Origin of the sequence: Pantoea sp. BRR-3P (assembly GCF_039621635.1) — a bacterium.
In the GTDB taxonomy this organism is placed as follows: Bacteria; Pseudomonadota; Gammaproteobacteria; order Enterobacterales; family Enterobacteriaceae; genus Pantoea; species Pantoea floridensis.
In genome coordinates, this window is sequence record NZ_CP155066.1 from 1,161,050 (window position 1) to 1,184,162 (window position 23,113).

15 protein-coding genes are annotated in these 23,113 nt (G+C 53.6%); 7 read left to right on the forward strand and 8 right to left on the reverse strand.

Going from position 1 to position 23,113, the window contains the following annotated elements; genetic code table 11:
- The first annotated feature begins 25 nt into the window (after positions 1 to 25).
- The 3 genes from nuoM (at position 26) to AAGR08_RS05360 (ending at position 3,650) form a co-directional block, all read left to right on the forward strand.
- Positions 26 to 1,546, forward strand: a complete 1,521-nt coding sequence (gene nuoM, locus AAGR08_RS05350; RefSeq protein ID WP_097096598.1) for an NADH-quinone oxidoreductase subunit M — start codon at positions 26 to 28, stop codon at positions 1,544 to 1,546.
- Between the two features lie 6 nt (positions 1,547 to 1,552).
- Positions 1,553 to 3,010 carry an NADH-quinone oxidoreductase subunit NuoN gene (gene nuoN, locus AAGR08_RS05355; protein WP_097096599.1) on the forward strand — a complete coding sequence of 486 codons (1,458 nt, stop codon included), beginning with the start codon at positions 1,553 to 1,555 and terminating at the stop codon, positions 3,008 to 3,010.
- A 187-nt stretch (positions 3,011 to 3,197) separates the two neighbouring features.
- Positions 3,198 to 3,650, forward strand: coding sequence for a GNAT family N-acetyltransferase (locus tag AAGR08_RS05360; protein WP_345828913.1), 453 nt, complete (start codon positions 3,198 to 3,200; stop codon positions 3,648 to 3,650).
- A 28-nt stretch (positions 3,651 to 3,678) separates the two neighbouring features.
- On the opposite strand, the gene AAGR08_RS05365 is transcribed toward AAGR08_RS05360, so the two are convergent.
- Entirely contained in the window at positions 3,679 to 5,337 is a 1,659-nt protein-coding gene (locus tag AAGR08_RS05365) for a glucan biosynthesis protein (protein ID WP_345828915.1), read from the reverse strand.
- Between the two features lie 308 nt (positions 5,338 to 5,645).
- Here AAGR08_RS05365 and elaB point away from each other — a divergent pair, with 308 nt between their 5' ends.
- Together elaB and AAGR08_RS05375 are read left to right on the forward strand one after the other, a co-directional pair.
- Complete coding sequence (elaB, locus tag AAGR08_RS05370; RefSeq protein ID WP_008105125.1) at positions 5,646 to 5,954, forward strand: stress response protein ElaB; 309 nt, start codon at positions 5,646 to 5,648, stop codon at positions 5,952 to 5,954.
- Between the two features lie 145 nt (positions 5,955 to 6,099).
- Positions 6,100 to 7,296, forward strand: coding sequence for a nicotinamide mononucleotide deamidase-related protein YfaY (locus AAGR08_RS05375; RefSeq protein ID WP_345828916.1), 1,197 nt, complete (start codon positions 6,100 to 6,102; stop codon positions 7,294 to 7,296).
- 54 nt (positions 7,297 to 7,350) lie between these two features.
- Here the strand turns inward: AAGR08_RS05375 and yfaE are convergent, their stop codons facing one another.
- The 4 genes from yfaE to ubiG all read right to left on the reverse strand — a co-directional run bounded on the left by yfaE (position 7,351) and on the right by ubiG (position 12,339).
- Positions 7,351 to 7,611, reverse strand: coding sequence for a class I ribonucleotide reductase maintenance protein YfaE (gene yfaE / locus AAGR08_RS05380; RefSeq protein WP_061717835.1), 261 nt, complete (start codon positions 7,609 to 7,611; stop codon positions 7,351 to 7,353).
- A gap of 2 nt (positions 7,612 to 7,613) precedes the next feature.
- Positions 7,614 to 8,744 (reverse strand): class Ia ribonucleoside-diphosphate reductase subunit beta, encoded by a 1,131-nt coding sequence (gene nrdB / locus AAGR08_RS05385; protein ID WP_007889356.1) that lies wholly within the window; start codon positions 8,742 to 8,744, stop codon positions 7,614 to 7,616.
- Between the two features lie 52 nt (positions 8,745 to 8,796).
- Positions 8,797 to 11,082: a class 1a ribonucleoside-diphosphate reductase subunit alpha gene (gene nrdA, locus AAGR08_RS05390; protein ID WP_097096603.1), complete on the reverse strand. Its 2,286-nt coding sequence runs from the start codon at positions 11,080 to 11,082 to the stop codon at positions 8,797 to 8,799.
- Positions 11,083 to 11,613: 531 nt separating this feature from the next.
- Positions 11,614 to 12,339 carry a bifunctional 2-polyprenyl-6-hydroxyphenol methylase/3-demethylubiquinol 3-O-methyltransferase UbiG gene (gene ubiG / locus AAGR08_RS05395; RefSeq protein WP_097096604.1) on the reverse strand — a complete coding sequence of 242 codons (726 nt, stop codon included), beginning with the start codon at positions 12,337 to 12,339 and terminating at the stop codon, positions 11,614 to 11,616.
- Between the two features lie 176 nt (positions 12,340 to 12,515).
- On the opposite strand from ubiG, the gene gyrA reads away from it, so the two are divergent.
- Positions 12,516 to 15,155 (forward strand): DNA topoisomerase (ATP-hydrolyzing) subunit A, encoded by a 2,640-nt coding sequence (gyrA, locus tag AAGR08_RS05400; protein ID WP_097096605.1) that lies wholly within the window; start codon positions 12,516 to 12,518, stop codon positions 15,153 to 15,155.
- Positions 15,156 to 15,319: 164 nt separating this feature from the next.
- Entirely contained in the window at positions 15,320 to 18,175 is a 2,856-nt protein-coding gene (gene rcsC / locus AAGR08_RS05405) for a two-component system sensor histidine kinase RcsC (RefSeq protein WP_345828918.1), read from the forward strand.
- Positions 18,176 to 18,214: 39 nt separating this feature from the next.
- Here rcsC and rcsB read toward each other — a convergent pair whose 3' ends face one another.
- From rcsB to AAGR08_RS05420, 3 genes are read right to left on the reverse strand one after another with little or no spacing between them, the layout of a single operon-like run.
- Positions 18,215 to 18,865 (reverse strand): response regulator transcription factor RcsB, encoded by a 651-nt coding sequence (gene rcsB / locus AAGR08_RS05410; RefSeq protein ID WP_007889370.1) that lies wholly within the window; start codon positions 18,863 to 18,865, stop codon positions 18,215 to 18,217.
- A 1-nt stretch (position 18,866) separates the two neighbouring features.
- A complete protein-coding gene (gene rcsD / locus AAGR08_RS05415; protein WP_097096607.1) occupies positions 18,867 to 21,530 on the reverse strand; it encodes a phosphotransferase RcsD in 2,664 nt (887 codons plus the stop codon).
- A 20-nt stretch (positions 21,531 to 21,550) separates the two neighbouring features.
- Positions 21,551 to 22,705: an MFS transporter gene (locus AAGR08_RS05420; RefSeq protein ID WP_345828921.1), complete on the reverse strand. Its 1,155-nt coding sequence runs from the start codon at positions 22,703 to 22,705 to the stop codon at positions 21,551 to 21,553.
- Positions 22,706 to 23,113: the final 408 nt, after the last annotated feature.

Genomic DNA, 23,113 nt, shown 5'->3' on the forward strand with positions numbered 1-23,113 from the left:
AAGGCAATAAAAAGGGAAGTTTGCCGTGTTATTACCTTGGCTAATAATCATACCTTTTGTCGGTGGCTTGCTCTGCTGGCTGGCGGAGCGCCTTGGCGCGAAAGTTCCGCGCTGGATTGCCATGATCACCATGGGCCTGACGCTGGCGCTTGGCCTGCAGCTCTGGTTGCAGGGAGGCTATTCACTGACGCAGGCTGCGGGTATTCCGCAATGGCAATCGACGTTCTCCGTGCCGTGGATTCCGCGTTTTGGTATCAACTTCCATCTGGCGATTGATGGTCTGTCGCTGCTGATGGTGGTGTTGACCGGCCTGCTCGGCCTGATGGCAGTACTGTGTTCCTGGAACGAAATTGAGAAGTATCAGGGCTTCTTCCACCTCAATCTGATGTGGATTCTTGGCGGTGTGATTGGCGTGTTCCTCTCCATCGACATGTTCCTGTTCTTCTTCTTCTGGGAAATGATGCTGGTGCCGATGTACTTCCTCATCGCGCTTTGGGGGCATAAAGCTTCTGACGGTAAAACGCGCATCAGTGCGGCGACCAAGTTCTTCATCTATACCCAGGCTTCCGGTCTGATTATGCTGGTCGCGATTCTGGCGCTGGTATTTGTGCACTACAACGCAACCGGCGTGTGGACCTTCAGCTATGAAGAGTTGCTGAAAACCCCGATGTCACACACTGTTGAATATCTCCTGATGCTGGGCTTCTTCATCGCCTTTGCAGTGAAAATGCCGGTGGTGCCACTGCACGGTTGGCTGCCTGATGCGCATAGCCAGGCACCGACCGCGGGTTCAGTTGACCTCGCCGGTATTTTGCTAAAAACCGCCGCCTACGGCCTGTTGCGCTTTAGCCTGCCACTGTTCCCGAACGCGTCTGCGGAATTCGCACCCATTGCGATGTGGCTGGGTATTATCGGCATCTTCTACGGGGCGTGGATGGCCTTCTCACAGACTGATATCAAACGTCTGATTGCCTACACTTCGATTTCGCACATGGGCTTCGTGCTGATTGCCATCTACACCGGCAGCCAGTTGGCATTCCAGGGCGCGGTTATCCAGATGATTGCCCATGGCCTGTCTGCGGCGGCGCTGTTTATCTTGTGTGGCCAACTGTATGAACGTCTTCATACGCGTGATATGCGTCAGATGGGTGGTTTGTGGTCGCGAATTAAGTGGATTCCGGGTCTGTCGCTGTTCTTTGCAGTCGCTAACCTGGGTATGCCGGGTACCGGTAACTTCGTTGGCGAATTCATGATTCTGACCGGCAGCTTCCAGGTGGTGCCGGTAATTATCGTAATAGCGACCTTTGGTCTGGTGTTTGCTTCGGTTTACTCCTTGATCATGATGCAACGCGCTTATTTCGGTGAAGCGAAATCGAAAGATCCGCTGCCGGGCATGTCACCGCGTGAGTTTATGACTATCGGCGTATTGGTGGTGCTGTTGGTGCTGCTGGGGATTTATCCACAGCCGATCCTCGACACGTCCCATGCTGCGATGAGCAATATTCAGCAGTGGTTTACCGCTTCAATTTCAACTACAAGGCCGTAATTCGCCATGACAATAACTCCTCAACATCTGATCGCATTACTGCCGCTGTTGATCGTCGGATTGACGGTGGTGGTGGTGATGCTGTCCATTGCGTGGCGACGCAATCATTTTGTTAATGCCACGTTGACGGTGATCGGACTTAACATTGCGCTGTTTTCTCTGTGGTTTGTCGGCCAGGCGGGGGCGATGGATGTCACGCCGCTGCTGCGCGTAGATGGCTATTCAATGTTCTATACCGCGCTGGTGGTATTAGCGAGTCTGGCTACCTGCACCTTTGCTTATCCATGGTTAGCCGGATTCCCGGACAATAAAGATGAATTCTATCTGCTGGTGCTGATTGCGGCTCTCGGTGGGATTGTGCTGGCGAGTGCTAATCATCTGGCGGCGCTGTTCATCGGTATTGAACTGCTATCTCTGCCGCTGTTTGGTTTGATTGGTTACGCCTTCCGCCAGAAACGTTCGCTGGAAGCGTCGCTGAAATACACCATTCTGTCAGCTGCGGCTTCATCATTCCTGCTGTTCGGTATCGCGCTGATCTATGCCGATTCCGGCAGCTTGAGCTTTGTGCAGTTGGGTAAAAGCCTGAGCGACAGCATGATTCAGGAGCCACTGTTGCTGCTGGGTCTGGGTATGATGATTATCGGTCTGGGCTTTAAGCTTTCCTTGGTGCCGTTCCATCTGTGGACGCCAGATGTTTATCAGGGTGCGCCTGCGCCGGTTTCAACCTTCCTGGCTACCGCCAGCAAGATCGCCATCTTCGCCGTGATTATGCGCCTGTTCATGTACGCGCCCGTCACTGATAGCGAAGCCGTTCGAACCGTGCTGGGCATCATTGCCTTTGCCTCGATCCTGTTCGGTAACCTGATGGCGATTTCTCAGAGCAACATCAAGCGTCTGCTGGGTTACTCATCAATCGCGCATTTAGGTTATCTGCTGGTGGCGCTGATTGCGGTGAAAACCCATCAGCTGTCGCTGGAAACCGCCGGAGTTTATCTGGCCGGCTATCTGTTCAGCAGCCTTGGTGCGTTCGGTGTGGTGAGCCTGATGTCGAGCCCATACCGAGGTCCGGATGCGGATACACTTTACTCATATCGTGGTCTGTTCTGGCACCGTCCGATTTTGTCAGCCGTTATGACCGTAATGATGCTGTCACTGGCGGGTATCCCGATGACGCTCGGCTTCATTGGTAAGTTCTACGTTATCGCTTCGAGTGTGAATGCACATCTGTGGTGGTTGAGTGGTGCCGTGGTTGCTGGTAGTGCGATTGGTCTTTACTACTATCTGCGCGTGACGGTGAGTCTGTATCTCAGCCCACCAGAACTGCATAACCGCGATACACAAGCCAACTGGGCATTTACAGCGGGTGGTGTGGTGGTGCTGATCTCCGCAATTCTGGTGCTGCTGCTTGGCGTTTATCCGCAGCCGCTTATCTCGCTGGTGCAGATGGCTCAGCCACTGATGTAATCCAAATTGATGCGACAACTGAAATCGGGCCCACGGGTCCGATTTTTTTTGCCTAAAGGAGGCCGGAATGAGAGTTTGCACACATTGCACAGATAAGGTCTGAGGCGTGTAAAGCTGTTCAATGCGGTGCGCATTAGCGCTGTGGTACTCTTGCAGCATCATTTTTACGCTAAGAAAAGGAATCGCCATGGAAATGCTTTGGCTAGATTGTCACCACAGCGAACTGACCGCAAAGCAACTCTATACGCTGCTCGCGCTACGTAATCACGTCTTCATCGTGGAACAAAAGTGCCCTTATCAGGATATTGATGGCCAGGATTTGGCGGCAGACAATCGCCATATTCTCGGGTTTCTTGACGGTAAACTGCTAGCGTACGCGCGGGTGCTAACACCATCGCAAGAGGGAGCGCCGGTGCTCATCGGCCGAGTCATCGTTTCTGAAGAGGCGCGCGGTTTGAAATTAGGCTATCGCCTGATGGAGAAGGCGCTGGAAAGCTGCGAGAAATACTGGCCACAGCAAGCGGTTTATCTCTCTGCACAGGCACATCTGGAAGGTTTCTACGGAAGGTTGGGCTTTAAAGCGGTCACGGAAGTCTACATGGAAGACGATATTCCTCATATCGGCATGCAGAAAGCATAGCGGCGAGGATCGCTCCTCGCCGCTATCATCAGCCCGGCGTCATCTGCCGATCATCAACATATTTACGCTGGTCTGGCGGCGGCGGGAAGTACTGATAAAGCCAGGTTTCACTTAACGTCTCATCCTTGGTGCGCAGGAACAGACGCATATCTACCGGCTTGGTAGAAGCGCTGCTCGGATACCAGTCAAACAGAATGCGGTAACCGTTCAGCGGTTCGACATAAAGTATCTCGACCTGCTTAAACGTCCCATCAGAAACGGTAATCACCGGCTCAATACCCTTAGGTGCAGCGGCTTTCAAATCACCCCCGACAAAATCAATGGCAAAGCGGCGGCACCACTGATCCGGGAAGTGTTCGCCTGGCGCCCAACCTTCCGGGAAGCCACCAATTCCGGTACGTGTTGCATCGACACGCGCTAAACCACTGCGCACTGGCGGCAACTGGCTCCAGTAAAGCTTATACTGGAAGTTGAATTCGCTACCGGCTTTCACCGGTTCTGACGGCTGCCAGAAGCAAACAATGTTATCCAGCGTTTCACCGGTGGTAGGAATCTCCATCACATTAATGGCGCCTTTGCCCCATTTGCCAATCGGTTCCACCCACAGGCTTGGGCGTTTGTCGTACCAGCCAATCACATCCTGGTAATTTTTAAAGTCATGATCGAGCTGCAGCAGGCCGAATCCACGCGGGTTCTCGTCTTGATAGGCGTTGAACTGCAAGCGCTGCGGGTTATTGAGCGGGCGCGCAATCCATTCACCTTCACCGGTCCACATCGCCAAACGGTCGGAGTCGTGAATTTGCGGATGATAGGTGTTACACATGCGGCGCTCATTGGTACCACAGCTGAACATGCTGGTCATTGGCGCGATGCCGAGCTGGCGGATTTCGTTACGCGCAAACAGATGGTTCTCAACCTCCATCACCACGCGTTTTTCTTCGCAGTGAATGGTGAACTTGTAGGCTCCGGTAATGCTGGCACCATCAAGCAGCGCATACACCACAAACGTGGTGTCATCGGCTTTCGGCGTTTCAAACCAGAAGGCGGTGAAGTCCGGGAACTCCTCTTTGCCATTGCTAAAGGTATTAACCGCCACGCCGCGCGCGGACAAGCCGTACTGGAAGGTCTCATCGACGGCGCGGAAATAGCTGGCGCCGAGGAACGAGACGATATCGCGGCGCGCCAGTTCCGGTTTCTTAAACGCACGGAAACCGGCAAAGCCGAGGTCGGTTTTACCTACCAATTGTTTGGTATCCACGTTGGCATCGTGGTAGTTGAACAGTTCTGGACGGAAGTGGATCTCGCGTGCTTCGCGGCTAGCGGCATCGACCGAAAACATGCGAATGCGGCGCTTAAAACCCATACCAACGTGGAAGAATTGCACATCGAGTACGCGATCGGGAATGTTATTCCACAGCGAGTGATTGGCATCATACTGAATTTCGTTATAGGCCTGAGGCGTTAAATTGGCCAACGTATCGGGCAGGGGGCCGGGTGCGCCACCCCAGGGCTGTTTTGCCAGCGCGGAGGCTTTCTTTTTCAGTGAGTCGAAATCGAAGCGAACCGCGGTACCGTCGGCGATGCCATCATCGGCCCAGGCGGATTGTGCAAACAGCGTGGAGAGACCCGTCATGCCGCTAACAGCGGAGAGGGCCATGGACGCTTTCATAAATTTTCTACGATTCATGCCGGAAATCTAATCCTTAGCTGCTCGGGTGTATTGTGACTGTCGTGCGTGCTTCACACATGTGTGACGCTGAGCGTCAGGCTACAGGGGGTTACGACAGTGGCGAAATTAAAAAATTCAGTCCGCAGAAAATTTATCAGATTAATCAAATAAGCGAAGCAGATTTCGCGCCGCCGGGCCGCGGATAACATAACTTTGCAATGAAATGGATGAAACTCAGTAGAATCCTGGGGAGTCGTCGCCAGCAAAATTGGAATTTATGACTATAGTTAAACCACAACGAGTTAAGAACATGGAGGAACGACATAGTGTCATCATCAGACCAATTTGAAACCCACCTTGACGACGACCTGGCGCTGCTGACCGAAACGCTGGAAGAAGTATTGCGCGCTTCGGGTGACCCGGCCGATCAGAAATACATCGAGCTGAAACTCAAGGCTGAACAAGCGCTGGAGGACGTAAAGTCACGCGTTAGCCAGGCGTCCGACAGCTACTATTATCGTGCCAAAAATGCGGCTTACCGCGCCGATGATTATGTGCATGAAAAACCGTGGCAGGGGATTGGCATCGGTGCCGCCGCTGGCCTGTTTGTCGGTTTACTGCTGGCACGACGTTAAGTTCCAACGGGCGCGATACGCTTCGCGCCCGCTTCCTGCTTCTCCTCTCATTCATTCCCATCAAATCTCTGTTTCGCATCATCCGCGATTGTGTTTCGCCTGCGCGCTTTCTACAGTAAGGCAACAGGGATAAGGAGAACACAACGTGATACGTGTAGAAATGCTCTCAACGGGCGATGAAGTGTTACATGGGCAGATTGTCGATACTAACGCCGCCTGGCTCGCCGATGTGCTTTTCCAGCACGGCTTACCGATGACCAGCCGCAGCACCGTGGGTGATGCGATGACCTCATTGGTTGAAGCCTTGCAGAGCCGCAGCCAGATTGCCGATGTGCTGATTGTGAACGGCGGTTTAGGACCGACCAGTGACGATCTCAGCGCACAGGCCGCCGCCACTGCCAGCGGTAGCGAATTAGTGATTCAGCAAGCCTGGCTGGAAAAAATGGAAGCCTGGTTCGCCAGCCGTGGGCGCGTTATGGCACCGAGCAATCGCAAGCAGGCGGAAATCCCGGCAAATGCTGAGATGCTGGATAACCCGGTCGGCACCGCATGTGGCTTTGCGTTGCAGCTCAACCGTTGCTGGATTTTCTTCACGCCGGGCGTGCCATCGGAATTTAAAGTCATGGTCGAGCAGGAGATCATTCCGCGTCTCAAAGCGCGCTTTGCGTTGCCAGAACCGCCGCTGTGTTTACGCCTCACCACCTTTGGCCGCGGCGAAAGTGATATTGCCGCCGAGCTCGAGCCACTACCGCTGCCGGCAGGCGTGGTGATGGGTTATCGCTCGTCAATGCCGATCATCGAGATCAAACTCACCGGACCCGCCGAGCAGCGCGTGGCGATGGAGCAAGTGTGGCAGCAGGTAAAACTGTTGCTGGCAGAATGCACTATCTTTGAGGGCACCGAAGGATTACCGGCGCTGCTGGCGCGCGAACTGCAGCATCGTGGTTTCCGTCTGGCGCTGAGTGAGCAGTTCACCGCCGGTTTACTTCACTGGCAGCTGGCTGCCGCAAACGTTGCCCTCAGTAAAGCGGAGATCTTGCCGGCGCAGGATGAAGATCTGGAATCATTGGTTGTGCGCACGCGTGATTGGGCGCAGCAGCAGAGTACCGCGCTGGCGTTATCCGTCGGCAATCTGGAAGAGGGCGAGGTATCGATTGCGCTGCACACGCCGGAAGCGAGTTGGGGCCAGCGTGTGAAGTTTATGCATGGTCGTCATAATGTGGAAACGCGGCAGAAAGTGGTGGCGATGATGGCGATGAACATGCTGCGTCGCTGGCTGCACGGTAGCGAGGTCAGCACCGGTCACGGCTGGATTGATATTCTTGAAACAGTCAAAAACTAGCGCGCCGTAGGGTCGCCATTCATGGCGACCTTCTCAATCATGGCTCGATCTCAATCACAGCTCAATCTCAATTTCCCCTTTGGCGCGACAGCAGCAGGGCAAAATCTCGCCTTGCTGCACAAACGCTAACGGAGTTTCCGCATAATCCACTTCGCCTTTCAGTAAGCGCATGCGGCAAGAGCCGCAGTAACCTTCGCGACACTGAAATTCCACGCACAGATTGTTTGCTTCAAGCGTGGCCAGCAGATTAGGGTGATCTTCTGCGCACTCCAGCCGGGAGCCGGAACTGCGCAGAATAACAACAGAACGACTCATAATTACAGCTGGAAGCCGTCGAAATCGTCTTCGCCCACTTCAGAATCAATCTGACCGACCAAATACGAGCTCACTTCCACTTCCTGCGGTGCAACCTGCACGTTATCGGACACTAGCCACGAGTTGATCCATGGAATCGGGTTCGAACGCGTCTGGAACGGCAAATCGAGGCCAACAGCCTGCATGCGGATGTTAGTAATGTACTCGATGTACTGGCACAGAATGTCTTTGTTCAGACCGATCATCGAACCGCCGCTGAACAGATATTCTGCCCACTCTTTCTCCTGCTCGGCTGCTTTCTTGAACAGGTCGTAGCATTCGTCGCGGCACTCGGCGGCAATCGCTTTCATCTCTGGATCGTCTTCACCGGTGCGCAGCAGGTTCAGCATGTGCTGCGTGCCGGTCAGGTGCAGCGCTTCGTCGCGAGCAATCAGCTTGATGATTTTAGCGTTACCTTCCATTAGCTCACGCTCGGCGAAAGCAAATGAACAGGCGAAGCTGACGTAGAAGCGAATTGCTTCCAGCGCGTTGACGCTCATCAGGCAGATATACAGCTGTTTTTTCAGATCGCGCAGGTTAACGGTGACGGTTTTACCGTTCACCTGATGCGTGCCTTCGCCCAGCAGATGCCAGTAGCTGGTCATCTCGATCAGATCATCGTAGTACTTCGAGATATCTTCCGCGCGCGCCAGAATTTGTTCGTTGGTGACGATATCGTCAAACACCACCGCCGGATCGTTAACGATATTACGGATGATGTGGGTGTAAGAGCGCGAGTGGATGGTCTCGGAAAACGCCCAGGTTTCAATCCAGGTTTCCAGCTCAGGAATGGAAATCAGCGGCAGCAGCGCCACGTTCGGGCTACGTCCCTGAATCGAATCCAGCAGCGTTTGATACTTCAGGTTGCTGATGAAAATGTGTTTTTCATGCTCTGGCAGCGCCTGGTAATCGATACGATCGCGCGAGACGTCAACCTCTTCCGGACGCCAGAAGAAGGAGAGCTGCTTCTCAATCAACTTTTCAAAGATGTCATATTTCTGCTGATCGAAGCGGGCAACGTTCACTGACTGGCCGAAGAACATGGGCTCTTTCAGCTGGTCATTTTTGTTCTGCGAGAATGTGGTGTAAGCCATTTTGAGTCCAAATGTGAAGAGGGCCGACCGTTGCGGCCCTGACAAGATGAGATTAGATCTTACATGCGCCGCTTTCGCAGCCATCATCCTGAATAGAAGGCGCCAGATCGTCCTGTGCATCTTCTGCACCATCACGGGTGTTTTGATAGTACAGGGTTTTCACGCCGAATTTGTAGGCGGTCAGCAGGTCTTTTAGCAGCTGTTTCATCGGTACTTTGCCATTGGCAAAACGGCTCGGATCGTAGTTGGTGTTCGACGAAATCGCCTGATCGATAAACTTCTGCATCACGCCAACCAGCTGCAGATAACCGTCGTTGGACGGCATTTCCCACAGCAGTTCGTACTGATCTTTCAGACGCTCATACTCTGGCACCACCTGACGCAGAATGCCGTCTTTGGATGCTTTGATGCTGATGTGACCACGCGGTGGTTCGATACCGTTAGTCGCGTTCGAAATCTGCGAAGAGGTTTCAGATGGCATCAGCGCCGAGAGCGTAGAGTTGCGCAGACCGTGCGTGGTGATCGACTCACGCAGACCTTCCCAATCCAGATGCAGCGGCTCGTTGCATACCGCATCGAGATCCTTTTTATAGGTGTCGATCGGCAGAATGCCCTGCGAGTAAGTGGTCTCTTTGAACCACGGGCAGGCACCTTGCTCTTTCGCCAGTTCGTTCGAGGCTTTCAGCAGGTAGAACTGAATCGCTTCGAAGGTTTTGTGCGTCAGGTTGTTGGCGCTGCCATCAGAATAACGCACGCCGTTTTTCGCCAGGTAATAGGCGTAGTTGATCACGCCGATGCCCAAGGTACGACGGCCCATTGCACCGCGTTGTGCCGCAGGGATTGGGTAATCCTGATAATCCAGCAGCGCATCAAGCGCACGCACTGCGAGGGTTGCCAGCTCTTCCAAATCGTCGAGGCTGTTAATCGCGCCCAGGTTAAAGGCCGACAGCGTACACAGGGCGATTTCGCCGCTTTCGTCATTCACATCGTTAAGCGGTTTGGTTGGCAGGGCAATTTCCAGACACAGGTTCGATTGACGAACCGGCGCGATGCTCGGATCAAACGGGCTGTGGGTGTTGCAGTGATCGACGTTCTGAATGTAGATACGGCCAGTCGAAGCACGTTCCTGCATCATCAGTGAGAACAGTTCAACCGCTTTCACGCGCTGCTTGCGGATGCTGTCGTCTTTTTCGTATTTGGTGTACAGACGCTCGAACTCGTCCTGATCGGCGAAGAACGCATCGTACAGGCCAGGTACGTCAGACGGGCTGAACAGCGTGATGTCTTCACCCTTCAGCAAGCGGGTGTACATCAACTTGTTAATCTGCACACCGTAATCCATGTGGCGCACGCGGTTGCCTTCAACACCACGGTTGTTTTTCAGCACCAGCAGGCTTTCCACTTCCAGATGCCACATTGGATAGAACAGCGTTGCTGCACCACCACGCACGCCGCCCTGTGAGCAGGACTTCACCGCGGTCTGGAAATGTTTGTAGAATGGAATACAGCCGGTATGGAATGCTTCACCACCGCGAATTGGGCTACCCAGCGCACGAATGCGGCCGGCGTTGATGCCGATACCGGCGCGCTGTGAAACGTATTTCACAATGGCGCTGGAGGTAGCATTGATCGAGTCAAGGCTATCGCCGCACTCGATCAGCACGCAAGAGCTGAACTGACGGGTTGGGGTACGCACGCCGGACATAATCGGCGTCGGCAATGAGATCTTGAAGGTAGAGATCGCATCGTAGAAGCGCTTCACGTAATCCATACGGGTTTCGCGCGGGTAGCCAGAGAACAGGCAAGCCGCCACCAGAATGTAGAGGAATTGAGCGCTTTCGTAGATTTCACCGCTGACGCGGTTCTGCACCAGATACTTTCCTTCCAGCTGCTTAACCGCGGCGTAGGAGAAGTTCATGTCGCGCCAATGGTCGATGAACTCGTCCATCTGCGCGAACTCTTCGGTGCTGTAATCTTCCAGCAGGTGACGGTCATATTTGCCCATCTCAACCATCTTCACCACCTGGTCGTACAACTTCGGCGGTTCAAACTGGCCGTAAGCTTTTTTACGCAGGTGGAAGATCGCCAGGCGCGCGGCCAGGTATTGGTAATCTGGCGCATCACGTGAGATCAGGTCTGCGGCAGCCTTGATGATGGTCTCATGAATATCAGAGGTTCTGATGCCATCATAGAACTGAATGTGTGAGCGCAGTTCAACCTGTGAAACGGAAACGTTGTTCAGCCCTTCGGCTGCCCAATCCAGTACACGGTGAATTTTGTCGAGATCAATGCGCTCCTGGCGGCCATCGCGTTTAGTAACGAGCAGACTTTGGTTCATGTCGCGTTTTTACCTGTCCATGCATGAATGACGTATTTATCCCCCATCTATGCACAAGGTCTATGCACAAGCCGCTCGTTGTGAGTAAGCCTGTGAATAAACACTATATATAGGGGGTGCGGGAAGTTTGAACAACAATATGGTGAGTATTCTAGTCAGCAATCTCTTCTTAACAAGAGTTGATTTTCACTAAAAAATCGTCCTTAGAGGGTGGCTAAAATCCTGGATCCCCATGCCGCAAGGCCTGCACATCGTGTCAACCGCTCAGTACTTTTTTTTCACTTTATGATCGAGCGCGTGTTTCTTGCTCAACTGATACGATTCGAGAATTATCTGAGGTCAAATAAGCCCTGACAAGGCCGCCAGCAGCGAACTTATCTAAAATTGCTTATGAATTTTTTGTGACTTGCTAAGCCTATAAAAAAGGCAGGCACGCGTCTAAAAGGAAATTGATCTGGATAGCGGGTCGCCATGAATGGCGACCCTGCTGGCAGAATATTGTAGGGTGCGCATTCATGCGCCCCGGGTTGATCAATCCTGGCGGTGGGTATGAATCATATAGTTCACGTCAACGCCGCGGCCGAGTCGGAACTGATTACTCAGCGGATTGTAGTGCAGGCCAATCATATTTCTTTCGCGCAGCGGCGTTTCATCCACCCAATTCAACAACTCGGCCGGACGGATAAACTTCTTCACGTCATGGGTGCCGCGCGGCACCATGCGTAGCACATACTCTGCACCAAACACCGCCAGCAGCCAGGCTTTGGGATTACGGTTAATAGTGGAGAAGAACACTTCGCCGCCCGGCTTCACCAGTTGTGCGCAGGCTAGCACCACGGAACGTGGATCGGGCACATGCTCCAGCATCTCCATACAGGTCACCACATCATATTGACCAGCATGGCTGGCGGCGTGATCTTCCACGGTTTGCTGTACGTAATTAACGCTGACGCCGCTCTCCAGCGCGTGCAGACGCGCCACTTCCAGCGGCTCCGCGCCCATATCCAGGCCAGTAACCTCAGCGCCTTCGCGCGCCATGCTTTCGGCCAGAATGCCGCCACCGCAGCCAACATCGAGGACTTTCTTACCGAACAGGCCATGGCTGTGCTGCGCAATCCAGCCAAGTCGCAGGGGATTGATACGGTGTAGAGGCTTAAATTCACCTTCTAAATCCCACCAGCGCGATGCCACCGCCTCAAACTTGGCGATCTCGGCGTGGTCAACGTTCTGGCGGCTTTCCTGCGGTTGTTCACTCATTGAATCATCACTCCAGACAAAATATTCCCTCAGTATAAACGCTTAAGCGCGGTGAGCGCATCTCTGGCAGCGAAGGAAAAGCGGCATTAAGACCTGGTTTACGTTCACCGAAGGGAAGCGATGTGATATACTTTCGCACCTTTAAATCCGGGATTATGTAGAGGGATAGCGGCTCCATGAGCGACCTTGCGAGAGAAATTACACCGGTCAATATCGAAGAAGAGTTAAAGAACTCTTACCTCGATTACGCCATGTCGGTCATTGTTGGCCGAGCCTTACCCGATGTGCGTGATGGTTTGAAGCCGGTACACCGCCGTGTGCTTTTTGCCATGAGCGAACTGGGTAACGACTGGAATAAACCCTATAAAAAATCCGCCCGTGTGGTCGGTGACGTCATCGGTAAATATCACCCGCACGGCGATTCCGCGGTATATGAAAGTATCGTGCGTATGGCCCAGCCGTTCTCCCTGCGCTATATGCTGGTTGACGGTCAGGGTAACTTTGGTTCAGTCGACGGCGACTCCGCTGCAGCGATGCGTTATACCGAAGTCCGTATGGCAAAGATTTCCTCGGAGCTGCTGGCTGACCTGGAAAAGGAAACCGTCGATTTCGTGCCGAACTATGACGGCACCGAGCAGATTCCTGAAGTCCTGCCAACCAAAATTCCTAACCTGCTGGTAAACGGTTCTTCCGGTATCGCGGTAGGTATGGCCACCAATATTCCACCGCACAACCTCACGGAAGTGATTAACGGCTGCCTGGCTTTCATCGAAGATGAAGACATTACCGTTGAAGGCTTGATGGAGCACATCACCGGGCCAGATTTCCCGACTGCTGCGTTTATCAATGGCCGCCGCGGTATCGAAGAAGCCTATCGCACCGGGCGCGGCAAGATTTATATCCGCGCGCGTGGCGAAGTGGAAACCGATGCCAAGACTGGACGTGAAACCATTATCGTTCACGAACTGCCGTATCAGGTGAACAAAGCGCGTCTGATCGAGAAGATTGCTGAGCTGGTGAAAGAGAAGCGCGTTGAAGGCATCAGCGCACTGCGTGATGAATCTGACAAAGACGGCATGCGTATTGTCATTGAGATCAAACGCGATGCGGTGGGTGAAGTGGTTCTCAACAACCTCTACTCACTGACGCAGCTGCAGGTTTCTTTCGGCATCAACATGGTGGCGCTGCATCAGGGCCAGCCGAAGATCATGACGCTGAAAGGCATCATTGAAGCCTTCGTGCGCCATCGCCGCGAAGTGGTGACGCGTCGTACCATTTTCGAACTACGTAAAGCGCGCGATCGTGCCCACATCCTCGAAGGCTTGGCGATTGCATTGGCGAACATCGATCCGATCATCGAACTGATTCGTCGTGCACCAACACCTGCAGAAGCCAAACTGGGCCTTTTGGCGCAGTCGTGGGATCTCGGCAATGTGGCTGCCATGCTGGAACGTGCCGGTAATGATGCCGCGCGTCCGGAGTGGCTGGAAGCCGAGTTTGGTATTCGCGATGGTCAATATTATCTGACCGAGCAGCAAGCGCAGGCGATTCTGGATTTGCGTCTGCAGAAACTGACCGGCCTTGAGCACGAAAAACTGCTCGACGAGTACAAAGAGCTGCTGGACCAGATTGCTGAACTGCTTTACATCCTGCAGAGCGCTGAGCGCTTGATGGAAGTGATTCGTGAAGAGCTGGAGCAGATGCGCGATCAGTTCGGCGATGCCCGTCGTACGGAAATCACCGCCAATAGCGCTGACATCAACATCGAAGACCTGATCAATCAGGAAGACGTGGTGGTTACGCTGTCGCATCAGGGGTATGTCAAATATCAACCGTTGACCGACTATGAAGCCCAGCGCCGCGGTGGCAAAGGCAAATCAGCCGCACGTATTAAAGAAGAAGACTTTATCGATCGTCTGCTGGTGGCCAACACCCACGACACCATTCTGTGCTTCTCCAGCCGTGGCCGTCTCTACTGGATGAAGGTCTATCAGCTGCCAGAAGCCAGCCGTGGTGCGCGTGGTCGTCCCATCGTTAACCTGTTGCCGCTGGAAGCCAACGAACGTATCACCGCCATCCTGCCGGTGCGTGAATATACCGAAGGCTTCAACATCTTCATGGCAACCGCGAGCGGCACCGTGAAGAAAACCGCTCTGCAAGAGTTCAGCCGTCCGCGTAGTGCGGGCATCATCGCCATCAACCTGCGTGAGGATGATGAGCTGATTGGTGTGGCGCTGACCAACGGTAGCGACGAAGCGATGCTGTTCTCTGCCGCCGGTAAAGTGGTGCGCTTTGCCGAAACCGCCGTGCGTGCGATGGGCCGTTCTGCCTCAGGCGTTCGCGGTATCAAGCTGGCTGAGAAAGACAAAGTGGTGTCGCTGATTGTGCCACGCGAAGAGGGCGCGATCCTCACCGTGACGCAGAACGGTTACGGTAAACGTACTGCTAATAGCGAGTATCCAACCAAATCGCGTGCAACGCAGGGCGTGATCTCGATTAAAGTCACCGATCGAAACGGGCCAGTTATTGGCGCGGTACAGGTGGTGGATGGCGATCAGATCATGATGATCACCGATGCCGGAACGCTGGTACGTACCCGCGTGTCGGAAGTCAGCGTGGTTGGCCGTAACACTCAAGGCGTGATTCTGATCCGTACTGCGGAAGATGAAAATGTCGTGGGTCTGCAACGTGTTGCTGAGCCGGTGGAAGAGGAAGAACTCGACGCCATCGACGGCAGCGTAGCGGAAGGCGAAGAAGATATCGCGCCGGAAGTGGAAAGCGATGACGAAGCGCCGGAAGCCGACGACGAAGAGTAATCCGTAAGGTGGTTGATAAACGGCAGGTCATTAAATTGACCTGCCGTTTTTTTATCTGAGTTTTATGCTAACGGCGCACGCCAACTGGCTTTTTAGGGCCGATAAAGCTAGTGTATGGAAGCTTTTCAACATCCTGATAACCCCTTACCGCCAGTGAGCCTCTTTTGAAATATCTTGTCTCCTTTCGCACCACGCTCCGTATCTCGCGCTACCTTTTTCGTGCGCTGGCGTTGCTGCTCTGGGCGCTGGGTGCGCTACTGACGACTTTTTACATCATCAATGTGCTGCACGAGAAAGAGAATGCGGTTCGTCAGGAGTTTGCAACGAATTACGGCCAGGCGGAATGGTACATCCGTCACTCTGCTGATGTGATGCGCGAACTGAAATACATCACCGAAAATCGCCTGAGCAGTAGCGCTAACGGTCTGGACGTGTTGAACGGTTTACCTCCGGGCAAAGGCACGCTGCCGCAGTTCACGCCGCTATTTTCCGACGGTGACTGCACCTCAATGAGCAACACCTGGCGCAATTCGCTGGATTCGCTCAGCGACTACATTAATTACTGGAAAAGTAACTTTGCCTCGGCCTATGAATTGAACCGGGTGTTTTTCGTCAGTGGCGAAAATCAGTGTCTGGCAGACTTCACCATCGGCACCAACAATTCAGTCGATCGTGAACGCAGCCTGAAAGCACTGCGCGAGCGTGTCCTGCACTATCGGAATGGTAATGAAGAAGAGCGCCGCAATCCGATGTACTGGATCACCAGCAGCGCGCAGCCAGGCGTCGGCAACTTCTATATGGTCATGCCGGTGTATGTGGCAAACAAACTGCAGGCACTGCTCGGCGTAGAGCAGAATATTCGCCTGGATGAGTTTATTCAGCCGGGCGGTTTACCGCTGGTGGCCACCATCACCGATGAAAACTATCGGCCGCTGATCAGCTCGCGTCGCGGTGGTCCGGGTTACTCGCTGGACGACCTGCCGGACAACAGTACCTGGTTTGGTTATCTCGATAGCTATCGCCAGCTGGTGTTGAAAAAGCCGCTGCCGCCAACCAATCTTAATGTGGTGTGGTCGCTTTCCACCGATGTGTTAATGGATCAGCTCAAACTGATGCTCATTAACGCGCTGTTACTCAACATCTTCACGGCGGTAATTTTGTTCACGCTGGCGTGGATATTCGAGCGGCGTATGTTCTTGCCGGCTGAGGAGAATGCGCATCGGCTTGAGGAGCACGAGCAGTTTAACCGTAAGATTGTCGCTTCTGCGCCGGTCGGTATCTGTATTCTGCGTACCAGCGACGGTACCAATATTCTAAGTAATGAGCTGGCGCACAACTATCTGACGCTTCTCACACAGGAAGATCGCCAGCGGCTGAATGAGATTATCGGCGGTCAGCAGGTCAATTTCGTTGATGTGCTCACGGGAAGTAATACCAACCTGCAGATCAGCTTTGTGCACTCCCGCTATCGCAATGAAAACGTCGCGATTTGCGTGCTGGTGGATGTGTCGGCGCGCGTGCGCATGGAGCAATCGCTGCAGGAGATGGCGCACTCGGCCGAGCAGGCCAGCCAGTCAAAATCAATGTTCCTGGCTACGGTTAGCCATGAGTTGCGTACGCCACTTTACGGTATTATCGGTAACCTCGATCTGCTACAAACCAAAACGCTGCCGAAAGGCGTCGATTCGCTGGTTACCGCTATGAACAACTCCTCGAGCCTGTTACTGAAGATCATCAGCGACATTCTCGACTTCTCTAAAATCGAATCTGAACAGCTGAAAATCGAACCACATCCGTTCTCACCGCGAGAAGTGGTCAATCACATCGCCAGCAATTATTTATCATTGGTGGTTCGCAAGCGTCTGACGCTGTATGTATTTATCGAAAATGATGTGCCGCTGGCGCTGGATGGCGATGCGATGCGTTTGCAGCAGGTCATTTCAAACTTGCTGAACAACGCCATCAAGTTTACCCACACCGGCTGCATCATTCTGCATGCCTATGTTAAAGAGGGGTATCTGGCGTTCCGCGTGCGCGATACCGGCGTCGGCATTCCGGCCAAAGAGGTTACGCGCCTGTTCGATCCCTTCTTCCAGGTGGGTTCTGGCGTGCAGCGCAACTTCCAGGGAACAGGATTGGGTCTGGCGATCTGCGAAAAGCTGATCAACATGATGGATGGCGATATCGAAGTCGATTCCGAGCCAGGCATGGGCAGCCAGTTTATCGTGCGCATTCCGATCTATTCTGGTCAGCTGGCAGCGCCACCGCTGCTGGACGGATTACAGGAAAAAGCCATCTGGCTGGATATGCGCAATGAATATCTCGCCAGCTTCCTGCTGCGTTTGCTGCAACAGCAGGGCATTCAGGCGGCGTATTATCAGGGCCAGGCGGCGAGTGATGATGTCATTATCAGCGATCATGACGAACTTCCCGCACAAAGCGGGCGTGCGTGTATTCGTATCTGCGGTGAGCACATTGATATACCGCAGGAAACCTCCCCGGGGCAGTGGATTCAGAGCAGCGCCATGCTGCACGATTTACCGCAGCTGCTTGGCCGTATTTACCGTATCAATATCAATAGTGAAACCGCCACGCCGCTGCCGCTGGCTACACCGCAGGAAACCGCCAATTACGACGATATTATGGTGCTGATCGTCGATGACCATCCAATCAACCGCATGCTGCTGTCAGAGCAGCTTGGTACCGTCGGTTATCAAACCAAAACGGCACAGGATGGCGTTGATGCATTGAACGTGCTGAGTCGTAACCATATCGATATTGTGCTGAGCGACGTCAACATGCCAAACATGGATGGTTATCGCCTGACGCAACGTTTACGCCAGTTAGGGCACACGTTCCCGGTGATTGGCGTCACGGCGAATGCGCTGGCAGAAGAGAAGCAGCGTTGTATGGATGCGGGCATGGATAACTGTCTGTCGAAACCGGTGACGCTGGATGTGCTAAAAACCACGCTAGCGATGTATGCAGAACGCGTCAGGAAGGGCAGGGAAGGGACGTAGCGAAAGTACGGGCGGTGTGTGCAACACCGCCCGCAAGTATTACTCTTTGTCGACCTGAGTGGCGCTAACGGAAGAGAGATAGTTCAAAAGCGCAATATCGTTTTCCACGCCCAGTTTCATCATCGCTGATTTCTTCTGGCTACTGATGGTTTTGATACTGCGGTTCAGCTTCTTGGCAATCTCCGTCACCAGGAAGCCTTCTGCGAACAGACGCAGCACTTCGCTCTCTTTCGGCGACAGACGCTTGTCACCGTAGCCACCGGCGCTGATGCGCTCCAGCAGTTTTGCCACGCTTTCCGGCGTATATTTTTTACCTTTCTGTAAAGCAGCCAGGGCTTTAGGCAGATCGGTTGGTGCGCCTTGTTTCAGGACAATCCCTTCAATATCCAGATCCAACACCGCGCTCAGGATCGCTGGGTTATTGTTCATGGTAAGAACGATAATCGAGAGATCCGGATAGTGACGTTTAATGTATTTGATCAGGGTGATACCGTCGCCATACTTCTCGCCCGGCATTGAGAGATCGGTAATCAGGACATTGGCGTCCAGTTTGGGCAGGCTGTTTACCAGTGCTGTTGAGTCTTCAAACTCACCTACAACGTTAACCCATTCGATCTGTTCCAGCGACTTACGGATACCGAACAGAACGATCGGATGGTCATCGGCAATAATTACGTTCAAGTTATTCATCTTATTGGTTACCTTGCTGCAGCAGTTGGCTGACGTACGCGTCAATTTCACTGGTGGTATTTTTAATGGTCAAATCGTCACATACTTTTATGTGTTGTTCTAACGCTTCACAAAGCTGTTTACCTGACCCCAGATTGAGCATGGCAAACACGCCTTTCAGGCGATGTGCTGTCTGAGCAAGCGAGGGATAATCCTTTTCCGCCGCTTCAGTATACAGTCTCTTCACATCTGGCGGTACTGTCTCGGTAAACAGCTGGAAATAGCCACCGCTTAACAGCGGTGAGGCTGCTTCATCTTCGCTACTCTCCTCCATTAAATCATGGGCAAGTTGCTTCTCAATCAGGGCCAGCAGTGCATCAAGCAGCGCGTTGCTGAGATTGAAGTTGACCCTGAATTGCTTATCATTCAGTGCGTGATGACCGATTTCGTCACCGGCCAGCAGCAGCGCCCAGCCCGTCATGCGGGCGGGATCGTCGGTTACCAGGACATCATGATCCTGGCCGGTCAAACGTTCGTCGGAAGTCAGGCATTTCGCTCCCCAGTTTTCCAGATGGCGGCAAACAATTTTATGCACGTCTTCAACGGCGATATCGACCAGAGCGGTCACGCCTTCCAGCAGCTTCTCTTCCTGTTCGCCCTGCTGTTCCAGCGCCAGCGGCAGCTGAATGTTATAGCGCGTTCCGATATCGGGTTTAGCGATGATCTCAAGCTGGCCACCCATCTGTTTACACAGCTGTTTACACAGGAAAAATGCCATGCCCGATGCCTGGCCGAAGCGATCTTGCGTAGTATCGCCAAGGTAGGGAAAATCCACATTCGCCAGTTCATCGATGCTCAGGCCCGAACCCGTATCCACCAGCTGCAGCAATACCTGATTGGGTTTTTCCTCGCTGGTTTTAATCTCCAGCGAAATCTTGCCCCAGCGTGTGGTGGTCAGCGAATAGTGCATTAACGTGGTCAACACTTTGCGCAGGGCGCGACGATCGCCAAAGCGCATTTCATCATTGGCAAGATGATTATTCACCACCAGCGCCAGACCTTTACGACGCAGCAACGGCAGGCTTTCCAGCGCGATTTCGTCCAGCATATCCTGCAGATTGAATACGCTGGCATCCGGCGACCAGTCATGCGCTTCGAGGCGATTAAGCAGCACAATGTCATCCACCAGCCGTGCCAATGCCTGACTTTCGTCGAGCAGATCGAGCACGCTTTCATCATCGTCCCGCTGGCTGAGCTGCACCAGCTGCGTCACCATGCTTTGCAAGGGGCGATTCAGCGCATGTCCCAGATTTTGCATCAGTTGCTGGCGCATTTGGTGATTACGATCCAGCACCTGTTGCGCCTTTTGCAGCTTCTTATTGACCAGTAATTCTCGGTCCTGATCGCGCATCATAAACAGCTGCGTATGCGGCGACAGCACGCTGCGCGCATGGCGAATTTCATACACTTCGTTATTGATGGTCGCTTGCAATACGCCCTGATGCTGATCGGACATATTGATGATTTTCTGCAGATTCAGATGTGGCAGCAGGTGTTCAGCGATTTTATTGCTGAGCAGCGTGCGGTTAGTCGCGAAGTCATACACCAGCAAACCCACGGGCAGACTGGCAACAATCTCTTCGTTCAGCATCCGCAGGGAATCGAGTTCGGCGCTCTGGTTCTCGTTAGGACGCAGCGATTGCTGACGCAGCAGGGTGATACCGGCAATCGACAGCAAAAACAGCACAAGATTGATCAACAGCGGCCACATCAGATTATGCAACGTATCCATCGCCAGGCTCGTGAGCGGCACGCGGTACACTAACTGCAACGACGTACTTGGCAGTGAGGCAGCAATTTCCAGGTTAGGGTTAACCAGCGCCACATGGGTACTTTCACTGCTGCTATCGTCGTTGCTGGTGGGGGTGCTGCTGGTTTGCGTGGCATCCTGACGCAGCTGGAAATTCTCCAGCGGCATATTGCGCGGAATCAGATCGTTAACCGGCAGATCAAAGGCCACGACGGTGGCTAAATGGCCCGGCTGGTTGAAGGTGGTGCGCAGGGTAAAGTAGTGATCGTTCTGCCAGGCAAAGTGGCGTAGCGGTGAGAAGCTTTCACGCTCATCCAGCGCATTGGCCTGCTGCAACATTTCGGCGCGGCGGCTATCGACCAGCGTATTGATCGCGCTCTCTTTGTAACGTGTCGCCATATCTTTCAGCGGCAGGGTGGAGATCATGATCAGGCTATTATCCTGACCATTCAGAAAATACATCGACCAGGTTGGATTCTCCGCGCCCCACAGCGTATCAAGATAGTTGGACATGCGCATGGTCATATCCAACGTGCTGCTATCGTGCGATCCAAAAATCAGCGCTTCGGTTTTACGGCGGGTTTTTTCCAGATAATAGACATCCGGGCGCAGACGCGTTTCCTGCAGATTGCTATTCGGCGTTGAGCCGGCGGCGCTGGTGGCAAGATTTTCATAGATCTGCCAGGTGGCAAAGCGCGATGCATCAATGCGTTTCTGCATGGCACGCGCCAAATCGGTCATCGCATAGCGCTTTTCCGTAATCCAGGCATTGACGCTATTGTGCACCATCGCGCCCAGCGCCAGAAAAAGCACCAGGTTAAACACCACGAAAAAGCGCGTAACGTTGCCGGATGTCAGAGGAAATTTATAAAGCATAGTGTCTCAGGACCATGGAATTAGCGCGCAACCCGTCGGGCACTGGCCGCGACGGCCAGCAGTAGCAGAGCGATCAGTAAAAATGCGCCACTCAGGCTGATCCACTGGGATATCAATCCGATTAAAGCCGGACCTGAAAGAATACCCGCATAGCCTAAGGTTGTCATGGCCGAAATCGCCAGATTTGACGGCATATCGTGTTGATTCCCGGCGGCATTGAACAGCATCGGTACCGTATTAGCCAGGCCAAAACCAACCAGCAGGAATGCCAGCAGGGCAATTTGCGGCCATGGCAGTAAAACCGCCAGCGTCATGCCGGCTGCAGCGGCTAATGCGCCGGTTAACATCACCGGATAGCGGCCAAAGTGTTGAATCACTTTGTCGCCCGTCAGACGGCCGATCGTCATCGCCACCGAGAATACCGCGTAGCCCAAGCCAGCATGTGCAGGGCTCATAGCAGGGCTCTGCAATAGCAGTAGCGCGCCCCAGTCGAGTACGACACCCTCGGCAAGAAACAGGATAAAACAGAGCAGGCCAAGGAAAGCCACCCAGCCCCGCGGGATAACCAGCCACGGCTGATCGGGCTGATGCAGACGTTCCTTCATTAACGTCGGCAGGCTCCACACCAGCAGCAGGACGATGAGCACCATCACCACGCCGACGGCTTGCAACGGCGTCAGGCCGCTGCCCAGCAGTAGGCTGACGGAACCCGCGCCAATAATGCCGCCAAGACTGAAGAAACCGTGAAAGCCGGACATCATCGGTTTACGCGCCGCTTTTTCCACTTCAACGGCCTGTACGTTCATGGCGACATCCAGCATGCCGAGCCCGGCGCCAAAAACCATTAAAGTCGCGGCCATCAGCCACATTTCATCAAGCGTCGCCAGCAGCGGCAGGGCAACCAGCACCACCAGCGTGGAACAGAGCATCACCCGACGACCACCGAAGCGCGCGATCAGACCGCCGGTAACCGGCATCGCGGCCAGTGAACCGATGCCCAGGCACAGCAGCAGGCCACCAAGCGATGCACCGCTCAGCGCTAGACGCTGGCTGGCAAAAGGCACTAACGGTGCCCAGGCTGACATGCCCAATCCAGCGATAAGGAAAACGATACGTGTTCCCAGGTTGACACGATGATGCAATTTATTCTGCTGTGCGGCGTCCAGTGCTGTCATAAATGTTATTTTTCATTAGCGTATAAAGCGACGAAGTTTAGCATTAAAGCCAGCGTCGCACCGCGCATCAGAGGATATCCGATCACAAGTTATCAACGCCAGAAACAGGCATATTACCGATTTTTTACCAGACGCCGCGCTTTTCCAGAACTTTCCTGGGCTGTACCAGGCAAAACTGGAGTGACTTAAGTAAAATTTTCCCTGCTGATTGTTGCAGTATACTGATGAGATATACCGCGCGGCACGCGGCTGACACACGATTCTTTTGGCGCTGTCGCAAAGCGCACATTTCCGGATTTTCGCCAATAGGCAGCGACCACGTAAACCCGATATGTTAGCTATCCCATCGGCTCCCGGTGCGGAATAGAGCGAGATCGATATTATTTCTCCCCTTTGGGAGAAAATTTG

Coding starts and splice junctions, on each gene's coding strand:
- gyrA (WP_097096605.1), top strand. CDS start 12,516: ATGAGCGACCTTGCGAGAGAAATTACACCGGTCAATATCGAAGAAGAG.
- AAGR08_RS05365 (WP_345828915.1), bottom strand. CDS start 5,337: ATGAATCGTAGAAAATTTATGAAAGCGTCCATGGCCCTCTCCGCTGTT.
- yfaE (WP_061717835.1), bottom strand. CDS start 7,611: ATGAGTCGTTCTGTTGTTATTCTGCGCAGTTCCGGCTCCCGGCTGGAG.
- nrdA (WP_097096603.1), bottom strand. CDS start 11,082: ATGAACCAAAGTCTGCTCGTTACTAAACGCGATGGCCGCCAGGAGCGC.
- rcsD (WP_097096607.1), bottom strand. CDS start 21,530: ATGCTTTATAAATTTCCTCTGACATCCGGCAACGTTACGCGCTTTTTC.
- nrdB (WP_007889356.1), bottom strand. CDS start 8,744: ATGGCTTACACCACATTCTCGCAGAACAAAAATGACCAGCTGAAAGAG.
- AAGR08_RS05420 (WP_345828921.1), bottom strand. CDS start 22,705: ATGACAGCACTGGACGCCGCACAGCAGAATAAATTGCATCATCGTGTC.
- nuoN (WP_097096599.1), top strand. CDS start 1,553: ATGACAATAACTCCTCAACATCTGATCGCATTACTGCCGCTGTTGATC.
- AAGR08_RS05360 (WP_345828913.1), top strand. CDS start 3,198: ATGGAAATGCTTTGGCTAGATTGTCACCACAGCGAACTGACCGCAAAG.
- ubiG (WP_097096604.1), bottom strand. CDS start 12,339: ATGAGTGAACAACCGCAGGAAAGCCGCCAGAACGTTGACCACGCCGAG.
- rcsB (WP_007889370.1), bottom strand. CDS start 18,865: ATGAATAACTTGAACGTAATTATTGCCGATGACCATCCGATCGTTCTG.